The organism is Aminobacter sp. SR38 (assembly GCF_014843375.1).
Lineage (GTDB): Bacteria > Pseudomonadota > Alphaproteobacteria > Rhizobiales > Rhizobiaceae > Aminobacter > Aminobacter ciceronei.
The window spans coordinates 4,227,850-4,246,782 of the sequence record NZ_CP062112.1; the positions used below are offsets into that span (position 1 = coordinate 4,227,850).

General features: G+C 64.1%; 16 protein-coding genes. 10 read left to right on the forward strand and 6 right to left on the reverse strand.

Annotation, left to right across the window (positions count from 1 at the left end):
- Positions 1-10: 10 nt before the first annotated feature.
- The 4 genes from IG197_RS20715 (at position 11) to IG197_RS20730 (ending at position 4,233) form a co-directional block, all read left to right on the forward strand.
- Entirely contained in the window at positions 11-391 is a 381-nt protein-coding gene (locus tag IG197_RS20715; RefSeq protein ID WP_192314687.1) for a sarcosine oxidase subunit delta, read from the forward strand.
- Entirely contained in the window at positions 391-3,384 is a 2,994-nt protein-coding gene (locus IG197_RS20720; RefSeq protein WP_192314690.1) for a sarcosine oxidase subunit alpha, read from the forward strand. Before IG197_RS20715 ends, IG197_RS20720 begins: the two co-directional genes overlap by 1 nt.
- Positions 3,377-3,925: a sarcosine oxidase subunit gamma gene (locus tag IG197_RS20725; RefSeq protein WP_192314693.1), complete on the forward strand. Its 549-nt coding sequence runs from the start codon at positions 3,377-3,379 to the stop codon at positions 3,923-3,925. Before IG197_RS20720 ends, IG197_RS20725 begins: the two co-directional genes overlap by 8 nt.
- A gap of 92 nt (positions 3,926-4,017) precedes the next feature.
- Positions 4,018-4,233, forward strand: a complete 216-nt coding sequence (locus IG197_RS20730) for a hypothetical protein (RefSeq protein WP_371746473.1) — start codon at positions 4,018-4,020, stop codon at positions 4,231-4,233.
- A 224-nt stretch (positions 4,234-4,457) separates the two neighbouring features.
- On the opposite strand, the gene IG197_RS20735 is transcribed toward IG197_RS20730, so the two are convergent.
- The 6 genes from IG197_RS20735 to IG197_RS20760 all read right to left on the reverse strand — a co-directional run bounded on the left by IG197_RS20735 (position 4,458) and on the right by IG197_RS20760 (position 11,598).
- Positions 4,458-4,706 carry a DUF680 domain-containing protein gene (locus IG197_RS20735; protein ID WP_192314696.1) on the reverse strand — a complete coding sequence of 83 codons (249 nt, stop codon included), beginning with the start codon at positions 4,704-4,706 and terminating at the stop codon, positions 4,458-4,460.
- Positions 4,707-4,829: 123 nt separating this feature from the next.
- Positions 4,830-5,480, reverse strand: coding sequence for a TetR/AcrR family transcriptional regulator (locus IG197_RS20740; protein ID WP_192314699.1), 651 nt, complete (start codon positions 5,478-5,480; stop codon positions 4,830-4,832).
- 121 nt (positions 5,481-5,601) lie between these two features.
- Entirely contained in the window at positions 5,602-6,087 is a 486-nt protein-coding gene (locus IG197_RS20745; RefSeq protein WP_275945181.1) for a MaoC family dehydratase, read from the reverse strand.
- 133 nt (positions 6,088-6,220) lie between these two features.
- Positions 6,221-9,349, reverse strand: coding sequence for an efflux RND transporter permease subunit (locus IG197_RS20750; protein WP_371746474.1), 3,129 nt, complete (start codon positions 9,347-9,349; stop codon positions 6,221-6,223).
- 14 nt (positions 9,350-9,363) lie between these two features.
- A complete protein-coding gene (locus IG197_RS20755) occupies positions 9,364-10,524 on the reverse strand; it encodes an efflux RND transporter periplasmic adaptor subunit (RefSeq protein WP_192314702.1) in 1,161 nt (386 codons plus the stop codon).
- A 228-nt stretch (positions 10,525-10,752) separates the two neighbouring features.
- Positions 10,753-11,598 (reverse strand): MurR/RpiR family transcriptional regulator, encoded by an 846-nt coding sequence (locus tag IG197_RS20760; RefSeq protein WP_371746475.1) that lies wholly within the window; start codon positions 11,596-11,598, stop codon positions 10,753-10,755.
- Positions 11,599-11,740: 142 nt separating this feature from the next.
- Between IG197_RS20760 and IG197_RS20765 the strand changes: the two genes are divergently transcribed.
- The 6 genes from IG197_RS20765 (at position 11,741) to IG197_RS20790 (ending at position 18,779) form a co-directional block, all read left to right on the forward strand.
- The gene (locus tag IG197_RS20765) at positions 11,741-12,562 is read left to right on the forward strand and encodes an N-formylglutamate amidohydrolase (RefSeq protein ID WP_192314708.1); all 822 of its coding nucleotides are present in this window, start codon (positions 11,741-11,743) and stop codon (positions 12,560-12,562) included.
- 19 nt (positions 12,563-12,581) lie between these two features.
- Positions 12,582-14,141, forward strand: a complete 1,560-nt coding sequence (locus IG197_RS20770) for an amino acid permease (protein WP_192314711.1) — start codon at positions 12,582-12,584, stop codon at positions 14,139-14,141.
- 107 nt (positions 14,142-14,248) lie between these two features.
- Positions 14,249-15,619: a glutamine synthetase family protein gene (locus tag IG197_RS20775; RefSeq protein WP_192314714.1), complete on the forward strand. Its 1,371-nt coding sequence runs from the start codon at positions 14,249-14,251 to the stop codon at positions 15,617-15,619.
- A 74-nt stretch (positions 15,620-15,693) separates the two neighbouring features.
- The gene (locus IG197_RS20780) at positions 15,694-17,082 is read left to right on the forward strand and encodes an aldehyde dehydrogenase family protein (RefSeq protein WP_192314717.1); all 1,389 of its coding nucleotides are present in this window, start codon (positions 15,694-15,696) and stop codon (positions 17,080-17,082) included.
- 9 nt (positions 17,083-17,091) lie between these two features.
- The gene (locus IG197_RS20785) at positions 17,092-17,571 is read left to right on the forward strand and encodes a DUF2569 domain-containing protein (protein WP_192314720.1); all 480 of its coding nucleotides are present in this window, start codon (positions 17,092-17,094) and stop codon (positions 17,569-17,571) included.
- Positions 17,572-17,606: 35 nt separating this feature from the next.
- Positions 17,607-18,779: an iron-containing alcohol dehydrogenase gene (locus IG197_RS20790; protein ID WP_067958223.1), complete on the forward strand. Its 1,173-nt coding sequence runs from the start codon at positions 17,607-17,609 to the stop codon at positions 18,777-18,779.
- Positions 18,780-18,933: the final 154 nt, after the last annotated feature.

The following is an 18,933-nucleotide window of genomic DNA, read 5'->3' on the forward strand; positions in this document are numbered from 1 at the left end:
GATCATCAAGATGCTTCTCATTCACTGCCCCTATTGCGAGGAAGAGCGTCCCGAGCTCGAGTTCCGCAATGCCGGCGAAGCGCATATCGCGCGCTCGACCAACATCGCCGCCGAGAGCGACGAGGACTTCGAAAAATTCTTCTTCATCCGCTCCAACCCGAAGGGTGTAATCTTCGAACGCTGGCGCCACATCCATGGCTGCGCGCGCTTCTTCAACGCCGCCCGCGATACCATCACCGACCGCTTCCTTCTGACCTACAAGGCCGGCCAGCCCAAGCCGGACCTCGAGAAGCTCAAGGCAGACGGTGGCCCGGCCGCCTGGGCCAACCGCCCGCCTGACCAGCTCAACGAAAAGCCCAAGGCAAAACGCTCGACCAAGGGAGAGGCATGATGGCCGGGTCCTACCGCATTTCCGGCCAGGGGCGCCTGACGCCGGCCAAGACCGCGCGCTTTACCTTCGACGGCAAGTCGATGACCGGCCTTGCCGGTGACACCGTTGCGTCGGCGCTGCTCGCCAATGGCGTGCATCTCGTCGGCCGCTCGTTCAAGTATCACCGTCCGCGCGGCATCCTCTCCGCTGGCTCCGAGGAGCCGAACGCGCTGGTCACCGTCAGCCGCGACGCCGCGCGCAAGACGCCCAATGTGCGGGCCACCGTGCAGGAGCTCTATGACGGCCTGACCGTCGCCTCGCAGAACCGCTGGCCGTCGCTGTCCTTCGACGTCGGTGCCGTCAACGATATCGCGTCGCCGATGTTCTCGGCCGGCTTCTACTACAAGACCTTCATGTGGCCGAAGGCTGCCTGGCACAAGTTCTACGAGCCCAATATCCGCGCCGCGGCCGGTCTTGGTGTAGCACCGGACCAGCCCGACCCCGATCACTATTCGGCGCTTTATGCCCATTGCGAGGTGCTGGTTCTCGGCGGCGGTGCTGCCGGCCTGGCCGCCGCGCTTGCGGCTGCGGAAACCGGTGTGCGCGTCATCATCTGCGACGAGCAGGCCGAGTTCGGCGGCGCGCTGCGTTATGAGAAGGGTGCAGTCATCGACGGCCAGGACGGCTGGAGCTGGGCGCAAGCTGCTGTGGCGAAGCTCGCCGCCATGGACAATGTGACGGTGCTGTCGCGCACCACAGCCTTCGGCTACTACGCCCAGAACTTCGTCGGCCTCGTCGAGCGTGTCACCGACCATCTTGCGCGCCCCGGCCGCGACGAGCCGCGCGAGCGGTTGTGGCAGGTTCGCGCCAAGCGCGTTGTCATCGCCACCGGCGCCATCGAGCGTCACATGGTGTTTGCCAACAACGACCGCCCGGGTGTCATGCTGGCATCCGCGGCGCGCACCTTCCTCAACCATTACGGCGTCGTCGTCGGCAGACAGATTGGCGTCTATACCGCCAATGACAGCGCCTATGCCGCGGCCATCGACCTCAAGAAGGCCGGCGTCGGCGTCGCCGCCGTCGTCGACCTGCGCGACAACCCGTCTGGCCCGCTTGTCGATGAAGCACGCGCGCTCGGCATCGAGGTCAACCATGGCCGCGCCGTCACCAGCGTCAATGGCAGCCAGCGGATCAAGTCGATGACCGTGCAGGCCAAGGGCGGCGGCGCCGAGCGCACCATCGCCGTCGACGCGCTGCTCATGTCAGCCGGCTGGACGCCATCGGTGCACATGTTCTCGCAGTCGCGCGGCAAGGTTGCTTTCGACGACGCCACCAAGCGCTTCCTGCCCGGTACCTATGCTCAGGATTGCGTCTCGGTCGGCGCCTGCAACGGCTCCGACTCGCTCGAAGACACCGTCGCGCAGGCGCTTGAGGCCGGCGCCAATGCCGCCCGCGATGCTGGGGCCAAGTCAAGCAAGGGTGTCACGCTCAAGGTCGAGGCTTCCGAAGGCTGGACCGGCGGTATGCTCGGTTCCGGCCCGGGCGCCGGTGCCGGTACCACGGTCAAGGCCTTCGTCGACTTCCAGAACGACGTCACCGCCAAGGACATCCGCCAGGCAGTGCACGAGGGCATGCGCTCGATCGAGCACGTCAAGCGCTTCACCACCAACGGCATGGCCACCGACCAGGGCAAGACGTCCAACATGCACGGCCTCGCCATCGCGGCCGAGGCCTTGAACAAGGACATCCCGGCTGTCGGCCTGACCACCTTCCGCGCCCCCTACACGCCCGTCACCTTCGGCGCCATCGTCAACCATGCCCGTCACGGCCTGTTCGATCCGACGCGCAAGACCCCGACCCACAGCTGGGCCGAGAGCCATGGCGCGGTGTTCGAGGATGTCGGCCAGTGGAAGCGTGCCTGGTATTTCCCGCGCGCCGGCGAAGACATGCATAAAGCCGTCGACCGCGAATGCGTCACCGTCCGCAAGTCTGCCGGCCTGTTCGACGCCTCCACCCTCGGCAAGATCGAGGTGGTCGGTCCTGACGCCGCCAGGTTCATGGAGCTGCTCTACACCAACCCGTGGGAAAAGCTCGAAGTGGGCCGCTGCCGCTATGGCATCATGCTGCGCGAGGACGGTTTCATCTATGACGACGGCGTCGTCGGCCGCCTGGCGCAGGACCGCTTCCACGTCACTACGACGACAGGCGGTGCTGCCCGCGTCATGAACCACATGGAAGACTATCTCCAGACCGAGTTCCCCGATCTCGACGTCTGGTTGACCTCGGTCTCCGAGCAGTGGGCCGTGATTGCGGTCCAAGGCCCCAACTCGCGTGACATCATCGCGCCGCTGGTCGAGGGCATCGACATGTCCGACGAGGCCATGCCGCACATGTCGGTGCGAGAGGGCAAGATTTGTGGTGTGCCGACCCGCCTGTTCCGCATGTCCTTCACCGGCGACCGCGGCTTCGAGGTCAACGTGCCGGCCGATTATGGCCGCGCGGTGTGGGAAGCTTTGTGGGCCGAGGGCCAGAAGCACGGCGCCTGCGCCTATGGCACAGAGGCGATGCACGTGCTGCGCGCCGAGAAGGGCTACATCATCGTCGGCCAGGACACTGACGGCACCGTCACGCCCAATGATGCCGGCCTCGACTGGGCTGTCGGCAAGAAGAAGACCGACTTCGTCGGCATTCGCGGCATGACGCGCCCCGACCTTGTCGCCAAGGGCCGCAAGCAACTCGTTGGCCTCAAGACCAAAGATCCGCGCACTGTGCTCGAAGAGGGTGCCCAGATCGTCGAGAACCCCAAGCAGGCGATCCCGATGAAGATGATCGGCCACGTCACCTCGAGCTACTGGTCGGCCAATTGCGACCGCTCGATCGCCATGGGCCTCGTGCTCGGCGGTCGCGACCGGATTGGCGAGACGCTCTACGTGCCGATGCCCCATGGCGTCATCGAGGTGGAAGTCACCGGAACCGTATTCTTCGACGAGAAGGGAGACCGCCTCAATGGCTAAGGTCGCAATCGCAACCCGTCAGCCGGCGCATGCCGGCAAAAGCCTCGGCGGGCATGGCGTTTCGCTCAAGGTTCTGGAACCGGCCAGCCGCATGTCGCTGCGTGCCCGCCCAGCCGCCGTCGCCGCGCTGTCCAAGGCGATCGGCGTGACCCTTCCGGAGAAACCCAAGAGCTCGGCCGTCAAGGCTGGCCGCACCGTGCTCTGGCTCGGCCCTGACGAATGGCTTGTTATCGACGAGGCCGGCGGCGATCCCATCGGCGACTGCGCTTCGGTCAAGGGCATGCACTCGGCGGTCGATGTCTCGCATCGCAATGTCGGCATCGCCGTCATTGGCCCCAATGCGGCTGATACCATCAATGCCGGCTGCCCGCAGGACCTCTCGCTTGCAGCCTTCCCGGTGGGTGCCGCCTCGCGCACCGTGCTCGGCAAGGTCGAGATGGTGCTTCTGCGCACCGGCGAGGATGCCTTCCGTCTGGAATGCTGGCGCTCGTTCTCCGACTATGTCTGGGGCTTCCTGTCCGAGGCGGCCCGCGACGGCTAGTCCGCGCGAGCTTTCTTCAGAAGAGCTGCCTCGCCCCGGAACCTCGGGGCAGGGCAGGCGTTTGTTCTCGACGCTGAAGAGAGGACAAATCCATGCCATCCATGCCCGTGCAAACCACCGGCCGGATGCGGCCGAAGCGCGAAAGGCGCGCCCGCCGCAACGACGAACGGCCGAAGGATCAGCACGTCCTGCAGCAGGAACTCGACGAGGCCCTGGAAGACAGCTTTCCTGCCAGCGACCCGGTGTCGGTCACCTCGACGACGATTTCCGGTTCGCCGACAGGCGACGCCAAGGGCGGGAAGCACTAGGCTCTCGCGCCATGACATGCGGCGCGCTACCGGGGCCGCCCGGGTGGTGGCGAGGTCACGGCCTGGATCCTAGGATTCAGGCCGTGACCTACGAAACGTGACGCCGGGCAAAGCGCGCAACCCTCAGCGACGACCACACCTGCTACGGACCGGACGAGCGAGCCCCCAGAAACGAAAAAGCCGCCCTGGGACGGGCGGCTTTTCTGGAGGTACTGAGAAACCGCTCAGTTGAAGCTCGGTACGATCCAGGGATTGACGTCGATGCCGATGCGCGGTTTCTCTGCGCCGATTGCGTCGGTGGTCTGCGGGCCCTTGTCGTCCTTGATCGAGCCGGTCGAACCACAGTCGAGCTTCTGGCCCGAGATGGTTTGGGTGCACACAGTGGGCTGGTGCGTCGTCTTGTGGGTGTCGTTTGCCATTGCAAAGCCGCTCGTCGCGGCGAGAGCCGCGAGCGCCAGAATAGTCCGTCGCATTGTCATCTCCGTAAATTTTTGCCGTACGTGTACGGTGTGACTTACAGATACGGCCGCACCCTGCGTTTTGCAAGGGGTAAACCGTACGCGTACGAAATTATTATGGATGCACTGACTGCACTGCTACCCAGGGCACTTGCCGGGTTCGTCGGTGAGCGGCGGCGTCTCGCTGGCGGCAAGACCCGCCATGGCCAGGTCGCCCATCCGCATCACATAAGCCTTCGGATCGCCGAAGGGGTAGAAGGGGAAGGTGATCAGCAGTGAAACCGAGCCGTGTGCTACGGTCCACAGCGCCGTGGCGATGGCACGGGCGTCGCCTTTCAGCACGCCGGCGGCAAGGCAGGCATGCACCCGCTCGATGATGATCTGGAAAGCCGGGTTCTCCCGTTCCATCTCGTCGAACGTCTCTTCGGGCGGATGCTTCAGCTTCTCGGTCATGAACACGGTGCGGTATTCGTTCGGATTGCCGAGGCCGAATTCCGCATATTCGCTGAGTGCTGCCCGCATCGCCTCGACGGGATCCGCGGGTTGGTTCTGCCGCATCCGCCGCGCCAGGTCGGCGAAGGCATCCTCGGCCAGTGCCATCAGGATTTCCTGCTTGTCGGCAAAGTAAGAATAGACCGACATCGGGGCATAGCCGACCCTGGTGGCGAGCTTGCGAATGGTCAGGCCGTCATAACCTTCTTCCCTGACCAGAGCGTGGGCTGCCGCCACCAATTCGGCCCTCAATTCGGCCTTCTGGAGTTCGCGTCGCTGTGCTGCACTGCTGGACAAGAACCCGCCCTACTGCTTCCCGTGATCTGTTCGTCTGAGTCTATACGCCAGGCCATGATGCGGCAAGGCGATCAACGACGTAGCTCATCGGGACTAAGGCCGGCTGAGGGGCGGCCAGGGGTCAGGCGGTTTCGCGCTTGGGCTCGACGAACGTCATGGTCAGCCAGCGCGCCGTCAATGCCGGCTTCTTCTGGTCCTCGATCTCGATCGTCACATCATGCGTCGCCTGGATCCAGCCGGACGGGCGGATCTTCAGGCCAGAAAGGACGAAGCGGGTGCGGATGCGCGAGCCGGTTTTCACAGGGGCGACGAATTTCAGCTCCTCGAAACCCTGGTTGATGCCCATGCTGCCGCCTTCGACCGAAGGCAGCGTGTCGAAGGTCATCGCCGAAAGCAGGGACAAGGTCAGGAAGCCGTGCGCGATGGTGCCGCCGAAAGGCGTTTCGGCCGCAGCACGGTCGGGGTCGCAATGGATGAACTGGTGATCGTCGGTGGCGTCGGCGAACTGGTCGATCATCAGCTGGGTGACAGTGCGCCATGGCGAGACGCCAACCTCCTTGCCGAGATTGGCCTGAAGTTCGTCGAGGGTGATCGATTTCAGGCTCATTGCATCCTGTCCTGCATAAGAAAAAGTCATGCGGCGCTGTAACTGCGAGGACTGATACAGAATCAGACACGCCATGTCATCGCTTGTGGCGGCAAATCCGTCGCAGATTGGCCAGTACAAGCAGATGATTTTGCTATTCGGCCGGCTCGACGCCGGTGTAGGCGGCTTCCTCGAGCTCGCGCTTGAGGCGGCTCTCCTCGGCGACTTTGGGCGTGATGAAGCGTCCGAGCAGCAGATAGGCCACTGGCGTCAGGAACAGCGTCGAGATCGTGGCGAGTCCGAGGCCACCGACGATCACCCAGCCGAGCGCGATGCGCGCCTCGGCGCCGGCGCCCTGGGCCAGCACAAGCGGCAGGCCGCCGAGCACGGTGCAGATCATCGTCATCATGACAGGCCGCAACCGGATCGTTGCCGCTTCCTCGATCGCCTGGCGCACGCCCATGCCGCGGTCGCGCAACTGGTTGGCAAACTCGACCACCAGAATGCCGTTCTTGGCCATCACGCCGACAAGCAGCACGAGCCCGATCTGGCTGTAGGCGTTGAGCGACGTGCCGGTCAGGATCAGGGCGAAAACGGCGCAGGCGAGGCCCAAGGGCACCGTCGCCATGATGATGACAGCCGAAACGAAGCTCTCGAACTGGGCCGCCAGCACCAAGAGGATGATGACGATGGCAAAGCCGAAGATCGTCAGCATGCTGCCGCTGGTCTCGTTCAGCGTCGCCGCCTCGGCGAGCGGCAGCAGGCGGCTGCCCGCCGGCAGGACCGGTGCCGCGATCTGCTCGACTTCCTTCAGTGCATCGCCGAGCGCAAAATCGTCGGCCAGGCCAGCGGTGATGGCGACGGAGCGCTGCTGCTGTTCGCGTGACAGCGACGGCGGCACGGCGCGTTCGCTGAGCGTGGCGATCGTCGACACCGGCACGAAGCGGCCGTCGGTCGTCCTGATGAAGATGTTCTCGAGGTCGGTCGAATCGTTGATCGGATTGGTGGTCGAGACCAGCTTCACGTCGTAGCTGCGGTCCTCGATGAAGACGCTGGTGATCTTGCGGCCGTCGAGCATCGCCTGCAGGGCAGGGGACAGGCCCTTGATGTCGATGCCGAGGTCGGAGGCGCGCTCGCGGTCGACGGTGACGAACAACTGCGGCTGGTTGGCGTCGGTCGAAAGCCGCGGCTGGCGGAAGCGCGGATCCTTCTCCATCTCGGCCAGCACCTTGGCGGCGGCGGTGCCGAGATCGGCATAGCTGTTGCCGATCAGCGCGAATTGCAGGCCGTTGCCGGCGCCGCGAATGCCCAGGCTGTTGGGCTGTCCGACCGTGGTGCGCACGCCGGGCACCTGGCTGGTGCGGGCCAGGATGTCGGCGGCGATCTCTTGCTGGGTGCGGCTGCGCTCGCTCCACGGCGCCAGCGACAGCACCATGAAACCGCTATTGTTGTTGTTGCCCATGCCGGCGCTGACGAAGGTGCTCTCGATCTCGCCCGACTTGCGCAGCGGCTCGATCAGCCCCTCGATGCGGCGCAATTGCGAGGCGGTGTAGTCGAGGCTGACGCCTTGCGGGGCCGAGACGCGCAGCATCACCAGCGAGCGGTCCTCGGTCGGCGTCAGCTCCTGGCGCACGCTGCCGAAGGCGACATATGCCGCGCCCGCGAACAGCAGCGACACGAGGATGATGATAGCGGGCGCATTGAGGCAGGCATGCAAGCAGCGTTTGTAGAGCGCGGCGAGCTTCGTGCCGATCTTGCCGAGCACGCCGCCATGGCTGTGCTCGATGCTCTTTTCGGTCAGCATGCGCGAGGCCAGCATCGGACACAGCGACAGAGCCACGATCGACGACAGAAGCACCGAGATCGCCAGCACGAAGCCGAACTCGCGAAACAGGCCGCCGGTCTGGCCGGGCAGGAACGAGATCGGGATGAACACTGCGGCAAGTGTCGCCGTCGTTGCCACCACCGCGAAAAACACCTCCTGCGTGCCAAGCACTGCAGCCGCCCGCGGGCCCATGCCCTCATTGCGGCGGCGGACGATGTTTTCGAGCACGACGATGGCGTCGTCGACGACGAGGCCTGTCGCCAGCACCAGCGCCAGCAGCGTCAGGATATTGACCGAGAAGCCTGCAAGATAGATGCCGGCGATCGTGCCGATCATTGCCACCGGCATGGCAAAGCCGGGGATCAGCGTCGCGCGCCAGTCCTGCAGAAAGGCATAGATGACGATCAGAACGATCGTCACCGACAGGATCAGCGCGATCTCGACCTCGTGGATGGCGCCCTGGACAAATGTTGCGTCATCCGAGGTCACCCGGATGGTCATGCCGGGGGGCAGCGTGGTCTGGATCTTCTCTGCTGCCGCGCGCACGCCCTTGGAGATGTCGAGCGTGCTCGACTGAGCCTGGCGCACGATGCCGATGCCGATGCCGGTCTTGCCGTCGGAGCGCAAGGAGGTCGAGCCCGGGTCGCCGCCGAGCGTGACGGTGGCGACGTCGCCGAGCTTGGTCTTGCCGTTGATGATGATGCTCTCGAAGGCCTCGGGCGTCGTCACAGCCGCACTTGCGCGGACGATCAGGTCCTGGTTGCCGACGGTCAGAGACCCAGCGGGTGCGTCGAATGACACGCTCGCCAGCGCGTTCGAGATGTCGGCCAGCGTCAGCCCGAGGCTCGCCACCTTGGCCTGGTCGATGTCGACGCGGAAGATCTTGGCGCGGTCGCCATAGGTCTGCACGTCGGCGACGCCGTCGACGGCGGCCAGCGTGTCGACGATCTGGTCCTCGACCAGGATCGTCATGTCCTCGACCGGCATGGTGTCGGAGGTCACCGCCAGCCGCATCACAGCGTCGGCATTGGCGTCGGCCTTGACGATGCGCGGCGCATCGGCGTCGTCGGGCAGCGAGTTGGTCACCCGGCCGACAGCGTCGCGCATGTCGGAGGCGGCAACGTTGAGGTCGACGCCGTCATTGAATTCGACTGTTACCCGGCTGTTGCCGTAGGACGAGCTCGACGAGATCGATTTGACGCCGGTGACACGCGCCACAGCCCCTTCGACCACCGCCGTCACCTCGCGGTCGACGATTTCGGCCGCGGCATCGGAATAGGTCGTCGACACGGTGATGACAGGCCGGTCGACGTCGGGCAGCTCACGCACCTCGACGCCGTAGAAGGCGGCGAGGCCGGCGACCACGATCAGCGTGTTGATGACGAAGGCCAGCACCGGTCGACGCACGAACAGTGCGGTGATGCCTTTTTCGGCGTTCTCGTTCTGCATGGTGCTCATGCCGGCGCTCCCGCTCAGGAGCCGCTGCCGCCGGCCTCGCGGCCGGCAATCAGCAACTCGGCGCCTTCGCGCACCGTGTGGATGCCCTCGGTCACCACCTTGTCGCCTGATGTCAGCGCCGCTTGCACCAGCACGCTGTCGGTGTTGCGCTGGATGATACGCACCGGCACACGCTTGGCCTTGCCGCTGTCGAGCGCCCAGACGAAGGCGCCGTCGCCGCCCCACTGGATCGCCAATGGGTCGACCGAGGGATAGGTGTCGCCGGGAAACTGCATCGCGACCTGGAACGACATGCCGGCGCGCAGCGCGTCGTCGTCATTGTCGATCCGCGCCTGGATGCGCAGCGTGCGGCTTTGTTCATCGAGGCGATTGTCGACGGCACTGACCTCGCCTTCGAACACCCGGCCGGGGCGCGCGACCGAGCTTGCGCTCAACGGCGCGCCGACCGAAATCAGCCCGGTGAAGCGCTCCGGCACCCAGATGTCGACGATGATCCTGGAACGGTCGTCGATGGTGGCGATGGTGGTCTGGCTGGTAACGTAGTTGCCGGCCTCGACAGGCAGGATGCCGACGATGCCGGCAATGGGCGCGGTGATGGTGCGGCGGTTGAGCGCCAACGCTGCGTCGCGCACGGCCAGACGCGCATTCTCGACGGCGAGTTCGGCTTCCTTGAGCTGCACGGTGGTTGCCGTGTTGGTGGCGCGCAGCGCCTTGATGCGTTCCAGCGATGCCTCGGCGTCGCCCTGGGCGATGCGGGCGCGTTCGAGCGCGATCTCTTCCGAATCGGAATCGAGCCGGGCAATCACCGTGCCCGCTGTGACTTTCTCGCCGGCTGCGACCGAGATTTCAGTCAGCCGCCCCGATGCGTAAGGGTTGATGACAACCGAGTTGAGGGCCCGCCCGGTGCCGATCGCCGACAGGCGGTCGTTGATCGTGCCTGACGCCACCGTCTGCGTCACGACAGGTGTCTGCGGCTGGCCGCCACGATTGCCGCCCTGGCGGTTGCCGCCGCTGCCGTTGCGCGCTGCCGCCTGTGGCTGTTCGGTCTTGGCCTGGGCCCAGTCGATGCCCCAGCTGGCAAGGGCCGTGCGCGAACTCGGCACCAGCAGCACCCATCCGGCGGCTGCCGCAAGTACAATGACAAGTGCCAAGACAATCTGCTTCCAGGCGGCCATGCGTACTCCGGTCTGCTGCGTATTCGTTCCACTCGGGAACACGTGGCGTCTCATCGCTGGCAAAGCACTGCACTGTTGCCGCACCTTGCCAAGGGATCGTTCGTCGGCAACCGGGCGCAAGCCCATCGGGGCGCGCTAGTATAGCCTAGTTCGTCAGCCGAGGCTTAGGGCAAATCTGGCTGTCTGGCACATTAAATCTGCGTAATATTTGCAGGATTTACCGCGCGCTCAGCGCAAGTCCTCGATCGCGCGGATGCGTCTTGCCGCTTCCGTTTCGAGCTTGCTGGTCAGCGCGCCGATAACCGTTTCGGCGGCGACGAACAGCGCCGATGACGAATCCCACGCCGACGGCACCGCCGTGCGCCCTGCGATCACGTGGCGAGCGAAGCGCGCGATCGGCGACAGCCACTGGTCGGTGAACAGGATGATGGTGGCGCCCCTGGCATGGGCCTTCTCGGCAAAGCGGATCAGGCTGTCCTGATAGCGCCTGATATCGAAGATCAGCAGCGTGTCGCGCTTGCCCATGTCGATCAGCTTGTCGCGCCACAGGCTTTCCTGTCCGACGAGATGGGTGACGTCAGGCCGAATCAGGTTGAGGTGGGCCGCCATGTAGCGCGCCAGCGGGTCGGTGAAGCGGCCGCCGACGAGATAGACATGCCCCTTCGGCCCGGCCAACTGGGCGACGATGTCGGCGAGCTGCCTGTCGGAAATGTGCCGGAAGGTCTCGCGGATGTTTTCGAGCACCGCTTCGAGTATGGGCGCTGTCGAGGCGGGTAGCAGCGACGGCGTGGTTGTCGTTCGCGAGGCGGGCGACTGCAATTGGGCTGCCAGCTCGTCCTGAAGCGCCGACTGGAACTCGGGGTAGTTCTGGAAACCGAGTCTCGCCACGAAGCGCAGGATGGTGGGCGAGGACACACCGGCCTGCTGCGAGAATTCGGCCACCGTCTTCAACCCGATCAGCGGATAGGAGGCGATCAGCGTCTGCGCCGCCCGGCGCTCACCCGCCGGCATGGCATCGATCCTTTCGGTGATCAGTTCGGCAACGCTCGAAACCATCCTCATCCCCTGCTGCATCCACTGCCGTCCTGGCCCAGCGCACAGTCCGGCTCAGGCCCGAAATGACATTTGACAAACTCTCTCAATGTGTATGAAATCATCCACCGGGGCGCAATGAACAAAAATACGTAACATACGATACGGCCCCGGGGATGACTGAATGGGAACGGGCCAGGCCGCTGCGCGTGCAATGTCGAATGCCGTCCGGGTGACGAACCGGGCCGGGCGCAGTCCTTTTGTCATATTGTGCGACCACGCCTCCAATCACCTGCCCGCAAACTACGGCACGCTCGGTCTGGACGCGTCCGAGATGCTGCGCCACATCGCCTGGGATCCGGGCGCCTTACCGGTGTCGCAACGCATGGCCGAGGGCCTTGATGCGACGCTTGTCGAATCCTGCGTGTCGCGCCTTGCCATCGACTGCAACCGGCCGCTCGCCGCCCACGACCTGATCCCGGAGATCAGCGAGACGACAGCCATTCCCGGCAATGCCGCTCTCACCGCCTCTCAGCGCGAGGCGCGAATCGCGCTATCGTGGCGCCCGTTCCACGATGCGATCGACGAGGTCGTTGCGGAGCGGCTCCGCGAAGGGCGGGAGACGAGACTGGTGTCTGTCCATTCCTTCACTCCGGTCTACAAGGGGGGTTCGCGCCCCTGGCATATCGGCATCATTCATGACGAGGACTCCCGGCTAGCGGCTCCGCTGATCGCGGCGCTGCAGGGGCTCGACGGCATCACCGTCGGCGTCAACGAGCCCTACTCCCCGGCCGACCGGGTCTATTTCACACTGGAACACCACGGCAGGTCGCGCGGCCTGCCGTGCGCGATGATCGAAATCCGCAACGACGAAATCTCGGCGCAGACCGGGCAGCGGAAATGGGCGGATCTGCTCACGGGCATCTTTGAAGGGCTCGAACCGGAGGCGTGCGAGGCGCCCGGCTTCCAGTCGGGCAACGGACGCGCAGCTCAATCGAAGGCATAACAATAAGGGGACATTCAAAATGACATCGCCTGGTTATACCGAACACGACAAGAGCGAGGACGTCAAAGTCCTCCACAGCATGGGCTATGCCCAGGAACTCGAACGGAGAATGAGCCAGTTCTCCAACTTCGCCGTCTCGTTCTCCATCATCTGCATCCTGTCGGGCGGCATCAATTCGCTCGCCCAGGCAACGTCTGGCGCCGGCGGTGCGGCCATCGGCATCGGCTGGCCGCTCGGCTGCTTCATCTCTTTGGTCTTCGCCGTCGCCATGGCGCAGATCAGCTCGGCATACCCGACCGCCGGGGGGCTCTATCACTGGGGTTCGATCCTCGGCAACCGCTTCACCGGCTGGCTGACCGCCTGGTTCAACCTGCTCGGCCTCGTCACCGTGCTGGGCGCCATCAATGTCGGCACCTACTACTTCTTCATGGGCGCCTTTGGCGCGTCCTATCTCGGGCTCGAAGACACCACCACCACCCGCATCATCTTCCTGGTGATCGTCACCGGGTTGCAGGCGCTGGTGAACCACATGGGCATCGGCCTCACCGCCAAACTCACGGACTTCTCCGGCTATCTTATCTTTGCAACGGCAATTGCCCTGGCAGTCGTTTGCCTGGCCGCTGCCGACAGCTACGAGATCTCCAGGCTCTTCACCTTTGCCAACTACTCCGGCGAGGCGGGCGGCAACGTCTGGCCGACCAATTCGGCAACCTGGGTGTTCCTGCTCGGCCTTTTGCTGCCGATCTACACCATCACCGGCTACGACGCTTCGGCGCATACCTCTGAAGAGACGCTGAAGGCGGCGCATTCGGTGCCGCGCGCCATGATTTCGTCCGTACTGTGGTCGGCGCTGTTCGGCTACATCATGCTGTGCTCGTTCGTGCTGATGCTGCCGAGCATGGATGCGGCCGCTGCCCAGGGCTGGAACGTGTTCTTCTGGGCCATGACCGAACAGGTCAACCCGGTCGTCAAAGACCTGCTCTACCTTGCCATCTTCGTGGCGCAGTGGCTCTGCGGCCTGGCGACGGTCACCTCGGTCTCACGCATGATCTTCGCCTTCTCGCGTGACGGCGGCCTTCCGGCCTCCAAGGCGCTGGCCAAGGTCAGCCCGACCTACCGCACGCCAGTCGCGGCGATCTGGACCGGCTCGATCCTGGCCGTGCTGTTCGTCTGGGGCTCGTCGCTGGTCTCGATCGGCGAAACGCCCGTTTACACCATCGTCGTCGCCTGCACCGTCATCTTCCTGTTCTTCTCGTTCATTATCCCGATCACCTTGGGTCTGTTCGCCTGGGGCACGTCGAAATGGGACAAGATGGGACCGTTCGACCTCGGCGCAGGCGTCTTCAAGCTGTTCGCCGTGCTCTCGATCATCGCGATGGTGCTGATCTTCGTGATCGGAATCCAGCCGCCGAACGACTGGGCGCTCTACATCACGGTAGGCTTCCTGGTCGTCACCGGCATTGTCTGGTTCGGCTTCGAAGCCAAGCGCTTCCAGGGGCCTCCGATCGGCGACGAGGTGGCCAAGCGTGCCGCCGAGATCGCTGCGGCCGAGCGCGCCGTCGGCGAAACCGGACACTGACAGTCCTCGACATGGCCGTGGCCGGCCATGCGCCGGCCACGTCTTGTTTCAACCCTCAGAACGATCTTCCAAAACCTGAAAGTGGCATTGCCCGGAGCGGAACAAAAATGGCTGGAACTCTCTCATTCGATCAGTTGAAGAAGGCTGTCGCGGCAGGCGAGATCGACACGGTGCTCGCCTGCGCCGTCGATATGCAGGGCCGTCTGGTCGGCAAGCGGTTTCTCGCCAAGTACTTCGTCGAATCCGCCTATGACGAGACCCATGGCTGCAACTACCTGCTCGCCAACGACATCGATATGGAGCCGGTGCCGGGCTACAAGGCGGCGAGCTGGTCGAAAGGCTATGGCGACTTCGTCATGAAGCCCGACCTCGACACCATCCGCAACGTGCCCTGGCTCGAAAAGACGGCGCTGCTGCTCTGTGATCTCAAAGATCACCACACACATGAGGACCTGGCGCATTCGCCGCGCGGCATCCTGCGCAGGCAGGTCAAGCGGCTGCAGGAGCGCGGTTATCTCGCCTATTTCGCGTCCGAGCTCGAATTCTACCTGTTTTCCGAAACCTACGATTCGGCCCGCGCCAAGCACTGGCAGAACCTCGACACGGCATCGCCCTATATCGGCGACTACCTGATCGGCATCACCACCAAGGAAGAAGGCGTCATGCGCCGGCTGCGCAACGAGATGGAAGCTGCCGGCATTCCGATCGAAAACTCCAAGGGCGAGTGGGGCCCGGGTCAGGAAGAGATCAACGTGCGCTACGCCGAAGTTCTCGAAATGGCCGACCGCCATGTCATCCTGAAGAACGGCGCCAAGGAGATTGCCGCTTCCGAAGGCAAGGCGATCTCGTTCATGTCCAAGTACAATTACGGCCTCGCCGGCAACTCCAGCCATATCCATAACTCGCTGTGGAGCGCCGACGGCAAGACGCCGCTGTTCTACGACAAGGGTGCCGAGTGGACCCTGTCCACGCTCGGTCAGCAATGGTCGGCCGGCCAGCTCAAATACGCCAAGGAGTTCACCTGGTTCCTGGCGCCCTACATCAATTCCTACAAGCGCTTCCAGTCGGGCACGTTTGCGCCGACCAAGATCATGTGGAGCGAGGACAACCGCACCGCCGGCTTCCGCCTCTGCGGCGAGGGCACCAAGGGCATCCGCATGGAGTGCCGCATCGGCGGCGCCGACCTCAACCCCTATCTCGCCTTTGCCGCGCTGATCGCCGCCGGCCTCGCCGGCATCGACGAGAAGCTCGAACTGCAGAAGCCGTTCTTCGGTGATGCCTACCAGGCTGCCAGCCTGCCCGAAATTCCGAAGACCCTGCGCGATGCCACCGAGACGCTGGCGTCGTCGAAGATGCTCAGAGAAGCGCTCGGCGAGGAGGTCGTCGACCACTACGTCCACACCGCGCGCTGGGAACAGTTCGAATACGACCGCCGCATCACCGACTGGGAGCTGCACAGAGGCTTCGAGCGGTACTAAAGTCACCATCACTGCGTGACCCTCCTTTGGCCTGCCGGCCAAGGGAGGGTGTTGAACTTGGAAGGACAATAGACATGACCGAGACGGTCAAACTCAAATCCCCCATCGATGGCTCGATCTATGTCGAGCGGCCGGTCGCTTCCGACCAGGCGATCAATGCAGCGGTCGAACGCGCGCGTTCCGCACAGGCCGAATGGGCCCGCGTGCCGGTCGCCGAGCGCGCCGCCTACATGCTCAAGATGCTCGAGGCGCTGGTTGCGATGAGCGACGAGATCGTGCCCGAACTGGCGTGGCAGATGGGTCGGCCGACCCGCTATGGCGGTGAGTTCGGCGGTGTCAAGGAACGCACCCAGTACATGGTCGAGATCGCCGAGCGCGCGCTCGCGCCGGTGCCGGCGTCCAATCCCAAGGACGGCTTCCGCCGCTATGTGAAGAAGGATCCGCTGGGCGTGGTCATGGTGATTGCGCCGTGGAATTATCCGTATCTCACCGCCGTCAACACCATCGTGCCCGCGCTGATCGCCGGTTCGACCGTCATCCTCAAACATGCCGCTCAGACGCTGCTCGTCGGCGAGCGCTTCGCCCGTGCCTTTGAAGCCGCCGGCCTGCCGAAATACGTCTTCCAGAACCTGGTCCTCAACCACGCGCAGACCGAGAAGCTGCTCGGCTCGGGCAAGATCGACCACGTCAACTTCACCGGCTCGGTCGCCGGCGGCCGCGCCATCGAGAAGGCAGCAGCGGGCACCTTCATGACGCTCGGCCTCGAACTCGGCGGCAAAGACCCGGCCTACGTTCTGCCCGACGCCAAGCTCGACCACGCGGTCGCCAACCTCGTCGAGGGCGCGTTCTTCAATTCGGGCCAGTGCTGCTGCGGCATCGAGCGCGTCTACGTCCACGAGAATATCTACGACCAGTTCGTCGAGGGCTTCATCGCCGAGACCAGGAGCTACGTGCTCGGCAACCCGCTGGAGCAGGCGACCACGATGGGCCCGATGGCGCAGGCGCGCTTCGCCGACTTCATCCGCGAGCAGAAGGCCGAAGCCCTGCGCAAGGGTGCTGTCGCGCACATGAACACCAGGAACGCGCAGGACAAGGAGGGCTCGCCCTATTTGCCGGCCGAGGTGCTGACCAATGTCGACCACCAGATGTCGGTCATGCGCGAGGAAAGCTTCGGCCCGATCGTCGGCATCATGAAGGTGCGCAACGACGAGGAGGCGATCGCGCTGATGAACGACAGCCCCTACGGCCTGACCGCTTCGATCTGGACCGCCGACACCGAGCACGCCATTTCGGTCGGTGATCGTGTCGAAACAGGCACCGTGTTCATGAACCGCTGCGACTATCTCGATCCGGCCCTCGTCTGGACCGGCGTCAAGGACACAGGCAAGGGCGCCGCCCTGTCGCAGATCGGCTACGACAACCTGACCCGGCCGAAGTCCTATCACCTGCGCGAGAAGATCTAGGGGAACCGGATGGCTGACACAGCCCTGGACGACAAACGCACTCCGGCTCCGGGGCCCGTCGGCATAGGTGGCTGGTTGTTGCTGCCGATGCTGGGCCTGTTTGCCGCTCCGATTGTCGGTGTGCTGCAGTTCACAGCTTATGCCGAAGTGTTCAGCGGCTGGCAGTATCTCGATACCCGGCTGGCAGTTTTCATTGTTGCGGAGACCGCGGGCAATATCGTTCTGGCGGTTGTCGCTCCGGTTGTTCTGTTGTTTTTCATGTTCAAACGCCTGGAGATGTTCCCAGGTTGGTACATGATCTGGGCAACTGCGGCGCCGGTTTTCCTGCTCGCCGATGCGGCTGTCGCCTACGCGCTCTTTGCAGAGCCAGGCAGCGAAATCTTCGACAAGGAGACTGTTCGGGGAATAGCGCGGTCCTTCTTATCCGCTGCAATCTGGATTCCTTACATGATGCGTTCCGAGCGCGTGGCCAACACCTTCGTCAACTGACGATTTCGAACCAACCTTCAAGAGATCAAGAAAACATGTCCAAACTCGTTTCCAAGTGGAACTACCCGACCACCGTCCGTTTCGGCGCCGGCCGCATCTCCGAACTGCCCGACGTGCTTGCCGCCACCGGCATCAAGAAGCCGCTGTTCGTCACCGATCCCGGGCTCGCCAAGCTGCCGGTCGTGGCATCCACGCTGAAGATCCTCGACGACGCCAAGGTGCCCTATGGCGTCTTCTCCGACGTCAAGCCGAACCCGGTCGAATCGAACCTCACCGCCGGCATCGCCGTGTTCAAGAAGGGCAAGCATGACGGCGTCATTGCCTTCGGCGGCGGTTCGGCGCTCGATCTCGGCAAGCTGATCGCCTTCCAGGCCGGCCAGACGCTGCCAGTGTGGGATTTCGAGGATGTCGGCGACTGGTGGACCCGCGCCAACTCCGACGCCATCGCCCCCATCATCGCCGTGCCGACCACTGCCGGCACCGGCTCCGAGGTCGGCCGCGCCGGCGTCATCACCAACGAAGAGACCCACACCAAGAAGGTCATTTTCCACCCCAAGCTCTTGCCGGCAATCGTCATTGCCGATCCGGAGCTGTCGGTCGGCATGCCCTCCTTCATCACCGCCGGCACCGGCATGGATGCCTTCGCCCACTGCCTCGAGGCCTATTGCGCGCCGGGCTACCATCCGATGGCCGACGGCATCGCCGTCGAGGGCATCCGCCTGGTGTTCGAGAACCTGCCCAAGGCCTTCGCCAACGGCAAGGACCTCACCGCCCGCGCCCACATGATGAGCGCTGCCGCCATGGGAGCCGCAGCCTTCCAGAAGGGCCTCGGCGCGATCCACTCGCTGTCGCATCCGATCGGCGCGCTCTACGACACCCATCACGGCATGACCAACGCCGTCTTCATGCCTTATGTGCTCGCCTTCAATCGCGACGCCATCGAGGAAAAGATCGTCCGCCTGTCGGCCTATTGCGGAATCAAGGGCGGCTTCGACGGTTTTGCCAAGGCGGTGATCAAGCTGCGCAAGGAACTCAAGGTTCCGCATGCGTTGCCGGGCCTGATCAAGGGCCTCGACATGGACAAGAAGCGCAAGACCCTGATCGCCGACATGGCGGTGGTCGACCCGACCGCAGGCGGCAACCCGGTCAAGCTCACCAAGAAGGCCGCGCTCGGCTTGCTTGAAAACGCCATCGAAGGGACGGTTTGAGACTAGTGCTCGGACACGATCCCGAATTGTATAGTCGGCAAAACAAAGGGGGAGGGCTTGGGGGACATCCGGAATTTAATTAGCCGGTAAACAACGGCGACGATTGCGACAACCGATTAAAAGTAGTTAACTTTTTTCCACTGCGGGCGGTGGC

What these genes read in the sequence shown, in the direction of transcription:
- IG197_RS20780 (WP_192314717.1), top strand. Translation starts at nt 15,694, where the DNA reads ATGACCGAGACGGTCAAACTCAAATCCCCCATCGATGGCTCGATCTAT.
- IG197_RS20725 (WP_192314693.1), top strand. Translation starts at nt 3,377, where the DNA reads ATGGCTAAGGTCGCAATCGCAACCCGTCAGCCGGCGCATGCCGGCAAA.
- IG197_RS20730 (WP_371746473.1), top strand. Translation starts at nt 4,018, where the DNA reads ATGCCATCCATGCCCGTGCAAACCACCGGCCGGATGCGGCCGAAGCGC.
- IG197_RS20735 (WP_192314696.1), bottom strand. Translation starts at nt 4,706, where the DNA reads ATGCGACGGACTATTCTGGCGCTCGCGGCTCTCGCCGCGACGAGCGGC.
- IG197_RS20760 (WP_371746475.1), bottom strand. Translation starts at nt 11,598, where the DNA reads ATGCAGCAGGGGATGAGGATGGTTTCGAGCGTTGCCGAACTGATCACC.
- IG197_RS20765 (WP_192314708.1), top strand. Translation starts at nt 11,741, where the DNA reads ATGGGAACGGGCCAGGCCGCTGCGCGTGCAATGTCGAATGCCGTCCGG.
- IG197_RS20745 (WP_275945181.1), bottom strand. Translation starts at nt 6,087, where the DNA reads ATGAGCCTGAAATCGATCACCCTCGACGAACTTCAGGCCAATCTCGGC.
- IG197_RS20785 (WP_192314720.1), top strand. Translation starts at nt 17,092, where the DNA reads ATGGCTGACACAGCCCTGGACGACAAACGCACTCCGGCTCCGGGGCCC.
- IG197_RS20755 (WP_192314702.1), bottom strand. Translation starts at nt 10,524, where the DNA reads ATGGCCGCCTGGAAGCAGATTGTCTTGGCACTTGTCATTGTACTTGCG.
- IG197_RS20715 (WP_192314687.1), top strand. Translation starts at nt 11, where the DNA reads ATGCTTCTCATTCACTGCCCCTATTGCGAGGAAGAGCGTCCCGAGCTC.
- IG197_RS20750 (WP_371746474.1), bottom strand. Translation starts at nt 9,349, where the DNA reads ATGAGCACCATGCAGAACGAGAACGCCGAAAAAGGCATCACCGCACTG.
- IG197_RS20770 (WP_192314711.1), top strand. Translation starts at nt 12,582, where the DNA reads ATGACATCGCCTGGTTATACCGAACACGACAAGAGCGAGGACGTCAAA.
- IG197_RS20790 (WP_067958223.1), top strand. Translation starts at nt 17,607, where the DNA reads ATGTCCAAACTCGTTTCCAAGTGGAACTACCCGACCACCGTCCGTTTC.
- IG197_RS20775 (WP_192314714.1), top strand. Translation starts at nt 14,249, where the DNA reads ATGGCTGGAACTCTCTCATTCGATCAGTTGAAGAAGGCTGTCGCGGCA.
- IG197_RS20720 (WP_192314690.1), top strand. Translation starts at nt 391, where the DNA reads ATGGCCGGGTCCTACCGCATTTCCGGCCAGGGGCGCCTGACGCCGGCC.